At 70.7% G+C, this 3495-nt stretch carries 2 protein-coding genes and 1 pseudogene; 1 reads left to right on the top strand and 2 read right to left on the bottom strand.

The window, feature by feature from the left end; translation table 11 throughout:
• Positions 1 to 236, top strand: a 236-nt coding sequence (locus tag LOY02_RS18545; RefSeq protein ID WP_317183846.1) for a YbfB/YjiJ family MFS transporter, incomplete at its 5' end; no start/stop codon positions are given.
• Positions 237 to 388: 152 nt separating this feature from the next.
• Here LOY02_RS18545 and LOY02_RS18540 read toward each other — a convergent pair.
• Both LOY02_RS18540 and LOY02_RS18535 read right to left on the bottom strand, forming a co-directional pair.
• Entirely contained in the window at positions 389 to 3130 is a 2742-nt protein-coding gene (locus LOY02_RS18540; RefSeq protein WP_317183845.1) for a helix-turn-helix transcriptional regulator, read from the bottom strand.
• Between the two features lie 119 nt (positions 3131 to 3249).
• A pseudogene (locus LOY02_RS18535) lies at positions 3250 to 3495 on the bottom strand (NADH-quinone oxidoreductase subunit B); the annotation flags it as partial.

Genomic DNA, 3495 nt, shown 5'->3' with positions numbered 1-3495 from the left:
TCCTGCCGCAGCCGCTGTGGACGGCAGGCCTGGCCTTCGCCACCATCGCCTTCGGATTGGGTCAGACCGTCGGGCCGTCACTGACCGGCTGGGTCTCCGACCGCACCGCGGACCTGGGCACGGGGCTGCTCCTGTCGGCTGCTCTCCTCGTCGTCGGAGCGGGTCTCGCCCTGGTCCAACGAGAGGGACCAGGGCGGCCGAGTGCTCGGGTTGCCTCCGACCGGCGCACCAGCTGAGTTGCCGACGTGGGGTGTAGTCACCGGGTGCTGATCGTCGGGATGTGAGCACGCCGTCGATGGTGTGGGCAGGCCTTGACCGTCCAAGCCTTCGGCACCACGCTACGCATCGGGCGGGCGGCGGCGGGCGGCTGGCGGGATGACGCCGGGCATCACCCATTGTGGGACGGGACGTCGTCGTCCTCGTCGAGGTCGAATCGCATCAGCTCCCGGCGAGACGAGATCCCGAGCTTCACGAACACCTTGCGCAGGTGGTAGTCGACCGTCCGCGGACTGATGAACAGCTGTGCGGCGACCTCCTTGCTCGTGCCGCCAGCGGCCACGAGGGTGCTGATCTGATGCTCTTGCGGAGTCAGCCGGGGCAGCGCTTCACCGGAGCGTGACACGCTCTCGCCCGTGGCACGCAGCTCCGTGCTCGCTCGTGCGGCCCACGGGTCGGCCTGCAGCTCCTCGAACAGCTCGCTCGCCGCCCGCAGATGCGGCCGTGCCTGAGCCCGCTGTCGACGTCTCCGCAGGTGCTCACCGAGCAGCAGCCTCGTCCTCGCCAGCTCGAACGGCGAGTCGGCACCAGTGAGCTCGGCGACCGCGCGCGCGAGGAGCCGCTCGGCCTCGTCGGGAGGGGCGAGGAGCGCTCGGGTCCGGTCGAGCAGGCCGCGGACCGCCGCGGTCGCTCCCGTGGCCTGGCCCAGGGCCTCCAGTCGTTCGAGGCCGACACGAGCCTTGTCGCGCTCGCCTGCTCGGCACGCGGCTTCGACGTAGTCGGGAAGGGTCGAGAAGACCACGGCAGGGTGGACGTTCTCGGTGAGCAAGCGGTCCAGGTGCAGCAGTGCCTGCTCGGCCCGGCCCAGACCGAGCTCGAGCAGACCCAACGCGGCGAGCGCCCGCGCGTGGGCGAAGGCGAGGCTGTGCTGCTGAGCCAGGTCAGCCACAGCCCTGGCCCGCGCCTCTGCCGCGTCCCGGTCCCCCCGCACGGCATCGACGGTCGCGAGAATGCTGAGGTGGACCGCCTGGTGTGGGACCTGTTCAGTGTCCTTGGCCAGTTCCAGACCCTCGACCGCACACTCTGCGGCCCGTTGGGGCGAGACGCCCAGCTCGATGATCGCGAGCATCTCCAGGGCGGTGGTGAGACTGCCCACCGCGGCAGACTCCCGGCAGCGCGTCACCGCAGCACGTGCGAGGTCCCGGCACACGGAGACCCGACCGAGGTAGGCCGCCGCCACCGCCGCGCTGACCAGGTCTGCGGGATCGTCGCTGCCTTCCAGACCGGTGATCGTCTCGCTGAGCAGTCGTGCGCCCTTGGGGAAGTCCTGGCGCAGCATCGCAGCCGCGCCCGCGGCAAGACAGGCCTGCGGGAGGTCACCAGATCGGCTGATCAGGGCCTCAGCGCGTGTGCCGGCGTCCACCACGCGTGCGAAGTCACCTGCCAACGAGGCCGCCCGCAGCGCATCCGCAAGAACTGCCGCAGCAAAGGGCGCATCGGTCGCGGCCTGGCTCTCTGCCGTCCTGACCAGGATCTCGTATCCCACGCGGACGTCTCCGGTCTGCGACTCCACCCGGCCCCTGAGGTAGCCGACTCTTCCGCCCACGGCGCCGCTGGGAGCCTGCAGCCGCTCGTCTGCGAGGAGCTGCTTGGTCAGTGAGACGTCGCCACCCGACCAGGCGGCTTCCGCACCATCGATGAGCCACGCCTCGCAGAGCTCAGGACGGGTGGTGAAGTAGGCCGCTCGCCGGAACGCCCTCGCGGCCTGGACCCTCGCGCCCCGATCGCGTGCTCGCTCGGCAAGCTGCGCCAGCGCGTTCGCCAGCTCCTCATCCGGAGGAGGGGTCGCGGTCGCTCGGTGCCAGAGGGCGCCGTCCGGGTCGCGAACGTGCAGCGCGTCCGCGAGGGCGAGGTGACTTCGCTCGCGCAGTCGCAGCGTCGAGCTGTTGTAGATGCCGGACCGAACGAGGGGGTGTGTGAATCGGAGCCCCGACGAGTGGACGCTGATCAGTCCTGCGTGCGCAGCCTCCTCGACGACTTCCGGCTCGAGGCCCCACGATCGGGCCACGGCCCCGAGCATGAGCACGTCGCCGGTGTCGTCGGTCGACGCGAGACACAGGAACTCCTGAGCCTGCGGCGACAGGATCGAGGCCCGCCTGGCGTAGGCCCGTTCGATGCGGCTCATCACGCTGGGCTCGTCACCGGATGGACTCGAGCCGAGGAGGCTCTCCCCCGACAGCTCCATCAGGGCCAGCGGGTTGCCCTGAGCCGCTTTCGCCACCGCGACTCTCGCTCGGCGATCGAGGTTCACGGTCAGGCCGTCGAGGACGTGCTCCACCGCGTCGGCGTCGAGTGGGGGGACGGGTATGAGACGCGCCCCCCGGGTCAGCTCTGCCGGTGGCGCTTCCTCACCGACGGCGTCGCGATGCGTCAGGAGCATGCAGAAGCGGTCCTGTCCCAACCTCCGCGAGGCGAACATCATGGCCTGGAGGGAGTCGCGATCGAGCCACTGGGCGTCGTCGACGAGGCACAGGACCGCCTGGTGGTCGGCGACCTCGGCCAGGAGTGAGACGAGGGCGGCGCCGATGAGGAAGCGGTTCGTCAACTGTGCGGCAGGAGTGGCCCCGAGAGCCGCCCGGAGTGCCTCGGCCTGGACCGCCGGGATGCTGCGGATGGACGAGGCGACGGGCCGGAGCAGCATGTGCAGCCCCGCGAACGGAAGGTGTGACTCCGGCTCGACCCCGAGGGCTTCGAGGACCGTCATGTCGCCGGCACGCTCGCGGGCATAACGCAGCAGCGCGGTCTTGCCGACTCCGGCTCCGCCGTGCAGGACGCCGACCTGCGCCTCGCCGCGGTCGGCAGCCGCGAGCATCTCGTCGATGAGATGGCACTCGACGCGGCGACCGTGGAGCATCCCCTCAGAGTAGAGCGACCGCCCGTCTCGACCCGAGTGGGTCGACCAGTCGTCGGCTGACGCCAGCCATGGCGTGGACTGCAGGCGCCCGGGGACGACCGTGCCTCCAGCGCTCGCGATCAGGCGAGGGGCTGGAGGTGAAGTGGGGTGGCCGCGAGGCCGGCCTGCTCGGCCAGTCGAGCCACGTGCTTGCGATGAGGGCCGAGCGGCTCGTGCCGCACGAGCTCCTGGAGCTTCAACAGGGCGTTGATGAGCATCTGCGGACGAGGTGGGCAGCCCGGGAGGTAGATGTCGACCGGGACGACATGGTCGATTCCCTGCACCACCGCGTAGTTGTTGAACATCCCGCCCGTGCTCGCGCACGC

The organism is Intrasporangium sp. (assembly GCF_032907665.1).
In the GTDB taxonomy this organism is placed as follows: domain Bacteria; phylum Actinomycetota; class Actinomycetes; order Actinomycetales; family Dermatophilaceae; genus Intrasporangium.
The sequence above is the reverse complement of the archived record's forward strand: the minus strand, read 5'-3'. Positions and strand labels throughout refer to the sequence as shown.

Coding starts and splice junctions, on each gene's coding strand:
- LOY02_RS18540 (WP_317183845.1), bottom strand. CDS start 3,130: ATGCTCCACGGTCGCCGCGTCGAGTGCCATCTCATCGACGAGATGCTC.